Source organism: Pseudomonas sp. MD195_PC81_125 (assembly GCF_014060985.1).
In the GTDB taxonomy this organism is placed as follows: Bacteria; Pseudomonadota; Gammaproteobacteria; order Pseudomonadales; family Pseudomonadaceae; genus Aquipseudomonas; species Aquipseudomonas parakoreensis.
Genome location: NZ_JABULD010000366.1, coordinates 1 through 4812, shown reverse-complemented (window position 1 = coordinate 4812; position 4812 = coordinate 1). Strand labels below are relative to the sequence as shown.

The 4812-nt window shown below is 61.6% G+C and carries 6 protein-coding genes; all 6 read right to left on the bottom strand.

Features of this window, described 5'->3' with window-relative positions; translation table 11 throughout:
- Positions 1-73 precede the first annotated feature (73 nt).
- Entirely contained in the window at positions 74-1405 is a 1332-nt protein-coding gene (locus tag HT737_RS15385) for a dihydroorotase (RefSeq protein WP_182403136.1), read from the bottom strand.
- Positions 1406-1408: 3 nt separating this feature from the next.
- The gene (locus HT737_RS15380; protein ID WP_047297349.1) at positions 1409-1969 is read right to left on the bottom strand and encodes a DapH/DapD/GlmU-related protein; all 561 of its coding nucleotides are present in this window, start codon (positions 1967-1969) and stop codon (positions 1409-1411) included.
- Entirely contained in the window at positions 1966-2841 is an 876-nt protein-coding gene (locus tag HT737_RS15375; protein ID WP_047297348.1) for a metal ABC transporter substrate-binding protein, read from the bottom strand. The genes HT737_RS15380 and HT737_RS15375 overlap by 4 nt, the downstream gene beginning before the upstream one ends.
- An 11-nt stretch (positions 2842-2852) precedes the next feature.
- Positions 2853-3719, bottom strand: a complete 867-nt coding sequence (locus HT737_RS15370; protein ID WP_182403134.1) for a metal ABC transporter permease — start codon at positions 3717-3719, stop codon at positions 2853-2855.
- Positions 3719-4387 carry a metal ABC transporter ATP-binding protein gene (locus HT737_RS15365; protein WP_182403132.1) on the bottom strand — a complete coding sequence of 223 codons (669 nt, stop codon included), beginning with the start codon at positions 4385-4387 and terminating at the stop codon, positions 3719-3721. Before HT737_RS15365 ends, HT737_RS15370 begins: the two co-directional genes overlap by 1 nt.
- Positions 4384-4812, bottom strand: a 429-nt coding sequence (locus tag HT737_RS15360; RefSeq protein ID WP_182403130.1) for a GTP cyclohydrolase, FolE2/MptA family, incomplete at its 5' end; no start/stop codon positions are given. The genes HT737_RS15360 and HT737_RS15365, both read right to left, overlap by 4 nt.

The following is a 4812-nucleotide window of genomic DNA, read 5'->3' as shown; positions in this document are numbered from 1 at the left end:
TCCCACAGGGCCAGCGCGATTCCTGGTGGGAGCGAGCCTGCTCGCGAAGACGTTCTGTCAGACACCTGATCATTCAACGCATAAACCGCAGCGGCAGCCCCTGACAGCTTTCGTTGATGCGCTGCTCCCGCCAGGCAATCTGCCCCGACACCAACGTCGTATTCACCCGATAGCGGAAAGTCTTGTCAGCAAACGGCGACCATCCGCACTGCGACAGAATCGGTTGCCGCGACACCTCCATGGCCGCGGGCTCAACCAGCACCAGATCCGCCCAATACCCCTCGCGCAAATAACCCCGATCCGGAATCGCAAACAGATCCGCCACCCGATGGCTGGTCTTCGCCACCAACGTGGTGATCGGCAGCACGCCATCGGCCACCAGCTCCAGCAGTGCCGGCAGGGCGTGTTGCACCAGCGGCAAACCGGACGGTGCTTCGGTGTAAGGACGCTGTTTTTCCGCCCAGGTGTGCGGTGCATGATCGCTGCCGATCACATCCAGCCGGTTGCTCAGCAGCGCCGCGCGCAAGGCATCGCGGTCGGCCTGATTCTTGATCGCCGGGTTGCATTTGATCAGGTTGCCGAGTGCTGGATAGTCGCGGTCATCGAACAGCAGGTGGTGCAGGCAGACTTCAGCGCTGATGTGCTTTTGAGTGAGAGGTTTGTCTTCGAACAGCTCCAGCTCGCGAGCGGTGGTCAGGTGCAAAACGTGCAGGCGGGTGCCGTGACGTCTGGCCAGTTCCACCGCCAGCGAAGAGGATCGGTAGCAAGCTTCGGCATCGCGGATCAGTGCGTGGATATTCGCCGGCAGGTGGTCGCCGAAGCGTTCGCGCAGACGTGCTGCATTGGCCTCGATGCTCGGTGTGTGTTCGCAATGCGCCAGCAGAATCGTCGGCACTTCGGCGAACAGACGTTCGAGGGTCTGCGGATCATCCACCAGCATATTGCCAGTGGAGGCGCCCATGAACACTTTGACCCCGGCCACTTCGCAGGGGTTGAGCGCGGCCACGGTGTCGAGGTTGTCCTGACTGACACCGAAGTGAAATCCGTAGTTGGCCACGGAGTTGATCGCCGCTCGACGCTTTTTCTCCGCCAGCGCTTCCAGGGTGAGCGTGGCCGGTTGGGTGTTGGGCATGTCCATGAAACTGGTGATGCCACCCGCCACCGCTGCGCGTGACTCGGTGTGGATGCAGCCTTTGGCCGGCGCTCCCGGTTCGCGAAAATGCACCTGATCATCAATCATCCCCGGCAACAGCCATTGGCCATTGGCGTCGATCTCCACCCGGGCATTTTCACCGTCGATGCGGCCTGCGATCTTGACGATGCGACCATGGCTGACCAACAGATCGCCGTCGAACTCGCGTCCTTCATTGACCAGTCTGGCGTTGCGAATCAGCACGCTGCTCATGGTTCAGAACTCGTTCTGCAAGGCTTTGTAACCGCGCACCAGATCGACATTGGTGCGCGCCACGTCTTCGGAAAACTCCGAGGCGCTGACACTCACCGGCGGGAACTGCGAGAGGTCGGTGTTGGGGCCGATGCGGGTGGTGGAGGGCACGTAGAACGCGTCCGGTAAATCGCGGCCATCGACCACCGAGTTGTGCCGCACCACACAGCCGTCACCGACCACGCAATTGAACAGCACGCTGTTGAAGCCGATGAACACCCGGTCGCCGACCACGCACGGGCCATGCACGATCGAGCGGTGAGCGATCGAGGTGAATTCGCCGATGGTCACGGCAGCGCCGGATTTGGAATGGATCACCACGCCGTCCTGGATGTTCGAATTGGCGCCGATGGTGATCGGCTCCATCGTGCCCGAAGCGTCGACTTCGTCGGCGCGGATCACCGCGTAGGGGCCGACGAAAACGTTCTCGCCAATGATCACCTTGCCGCAGATGATCGCGGTTTTGTCGACGTAGGCCGACTCGGCAATTTGCGGCAAATCGCCTGAGGGGTTTTTGCGGATCATGGTTGGCTCAGCGCGTCGTAAAGGGTGTTGAGGTTGTATTCGAACAGTCCGGTAAAGGTGCTGGCCGGGCCACTGGCGGCGAGGGCATCGGAGTACAACGTGCCGCCGATATGCGCGCCACTTTCCTCAGCGATCTGCTTGAGCAGGCGCGCGTCTTTGATGTTTTCCATGAACACCGCTTTGACCTTGGCCTGACGGATCTGCGTGATCAGTGCAGCGACTTCGGCGGCCGATGGCTCGCGCTCGGTGGACAGACCTTGCGGCGCCATGAAGTCGATGCCGTAGGCCTGCCCGAGATAACCGAAGGCGTCGTGGCTGGTGACGATCTTGCGATTGCCCGGTGGCAACGAGCCGAGCTTGGTCTTGGCTTCGGCGAGCAGGGCGTAGATCTGTTTCAGGTAGGTCTGGCTGTTGCGTTGATAATCGGCCTTGTTCGTCGGATCGGCAGCGATCAGCGCCTTGGTGATATTGGCGATGTACAGCTCAGTGTTAGCCAGGTTGTGCCAGGCGTGCGGGTCGGGAATGGTTTCACCGTCTTCATCGAGCGAGCGCGGAATCACACCGTGGCTGGCACTGATGAGCGGGGCCTGGGTGCCGGTGCTGGTCACCAGTCGATCGAGCCATGGTTCGAAACCGAGGCCGTTCTTGATGATCAGCTTGGCGTTGAGCAGCGCTTTGGCGTCGTCCGGTGTTGGCTCATAGGTGTGCGCGTCGGCGTCCGGGCCGACCATGTTGGTGATCTGGATATGCTCGCCGCCGACCTGATGCACCATGTCGGCGAGGATGCTGAAGCTGGTGACCACCGGCAATTTTTCCGCCGCCGATAACGACATCGACAGCAGCAAGCTGAACAACACGAGTAGAACGCGCATCGGGAAACACCTCATTGGGATGTGAGCAAAGGCGGGCGGCGCAGCAGACCGTGAACCGGTCCGAACAGCACGGACAGCAAGTAGGCGGACCCCGCGACCAGCACGATGGCCGGCCCGCTGGGCAGCGAGTAGTCGAACGACAGCAACAATCCAAGCCACACCGACAGGCAGCCAATGAGTGCGGAGATGGCAATCAGGCTTGGCAGACGACGACTCCAGAACCGTGAGGCAGCGGCAGGCAGCATCATCAGACCCACCACCATTAATGCACCGATGGCCTGGAAGCCGATCACCAGATTGAGCACCACCAGGGTCAGGAACACGCCGTGGGCGAGAGGGCCGAGGCGGCTGACGGTTTGCAGGAATAGAGGATCGAGGGTGTCGAGCAGCAGCGGTTTGTAGATGACGGCCATGGCGATCAGGCTGAGGGCCGAGACCCATAACATGCCGTTGAGGGTCGGGCCGTCGACGGCGAGCGCCGAGCCGAACAGCAAGTGCAGCAAGTCGAGCCGTTTCCCGGCGATGCCGAGAATCAGCACACCACTGGCGAGCGAGATCGGGTAGATCGCAGCGAGGCTGGCGTCTTCGCGCAAACCGGTGCGACGGGTAATCCACGCAGCCAGCCCGGCCATGCTCAGGCCCGCACCCAGACCGCCGAACGTTAGCGCGGGCAGACTCAGACCGGCGAACCAGAAGCCCAATGCGGCGCCGGGAAGAATGCCGTGAGCGACGGCGTCGCCGATCAGGCTCATGCGCCGCAGGATCAGAAAAACGCCGAGCGGTGCTGTGCTGCAGGCCAATACCAGTCCGCCGAGCAGCGCTCGGCGCATGAACAGGAACTCGCTGAACGGTTGCCAAAGGTGAGCGACGGTGAGCATCAAGCCACCTGCGTGCCAGGTGTTTGCTGGATCAGCTCGACGCTGTCGCCAAACACGCATTCGTGGTTTTTGATCAGCAGTGTCTGCGGGATGTGTTGGCGGACGGCGGCCAGGTCGTGGCAGACCACCAACAAGGTTCGACCTTCGGCGTGCCAGGCGTGGATGTGTTGCCAAAGCAATTGCTGACCCAGTTCGTCGAGCGCAGCGTGGGGTTCGTCGAGAAGGAGTAGCGGCGCGTCAGCCAGACTCAAACGGGCAAGCAATGCGCGTTGCAGTTCGCCACCGGAGAGCGCCATCAGCGGGCGCTTCTCGAGTCCGCTCAAGTGCCAATTATCGAGTGCATGAGTGAGGCGCTGTGCACGCAGTTGGGTCGACAATCGACGGCCCCAGAACCCGGCAGCCACCAGTTCTTCCAGGCTGATGGGAAACTGTCGATCGAGGTGTTGCTGTTGCGGCAGGAACGACAATCCTCCTTGGCGTGGAACGCCTAGCGCAACTTTTCCGGTCAAGGGTTTCTGCAACCCGGCGATGACTTTCAGCAGGCTGCTTTTACCGCAGCCGTTGGCGCCGACGATAGCGCTCAGACTGCCACTTTCCAGCGTGACCGTCAGTGGTGAAGTCAGCGGTTGGCCTGGCGCGCCCCAGCTCAAGGAATGGCAGCGGATCATGCGTGTTCTCGATGCCAGTGGCTTTCGGCGACGGCGTCGTGGGCGTGCAGGCTTTCGGCGTGGATCACTCGCAGGTCGAATCCGCTGACACCAGGGCAGCGACGCAGGGTCAGATGGAGGCGTCGCGCGGCGTCCTCGCAGAACATCAGGTTCTGCCCATTGGCCAGCGCAAAGGCTTGTTCGTCGGCGCGTTTCACGGCGGTTTGCACGGCGGTACCCAGTGCGGCTTCAGCGTCGTTGATGATCACGCTCAGGGGCAGCTCATCGATAAACTCGTCCAGGTGCATGTGCAATTGCGCGATGCTGCGTTGGCTGTGCGGAGTGGCAACGATGCCGTGGCTTGATCCAAGCCAAGCCAGAACTTCAGCGTGCTGCAGTGGCTTATTGGCAAAATCATCGATGAACTGCTGCTGGATCAGTTGCCT

Coding starts and splice junctions, on each gene's coding strand:
- HT737_RS15380 (WP_047297349.1), bottom strand. CDS start 1,969: ATGATCCGCAAAAACCCCTCAGGCGATTTGCCGCAAATTGCCGAGTCG.
- HT737_RS15365 (WP_182403132.1), bottom strand. CDS start 4,387: ATGATCCGCTGCCATTCCTTGAGCTGGGGCGCGCCAGGCCAACCGCTG.
- HT737_RS15370 (WP_182403134.1), bottom strand. CDS start 3,719: ATGCTCACCGTCGCTCACCTTTGGCAACCGTTCAGCGAGTTCCTGTTC.
- HT737_RS15385 (WP_182403136.1), bottom strand. CDS start 1,405: ATGAGCAGCGTGCTGATTCGCAACGCCAGACTGGTCAATGAAGGACGC.
- HT737_RS15375 (WP_047297348.1), bottom strand. CDS start 2,841: ATGCGCGTTCTACTCGTGTTGTTCAGCTTGCTGCTGTCGATGTCGTTA.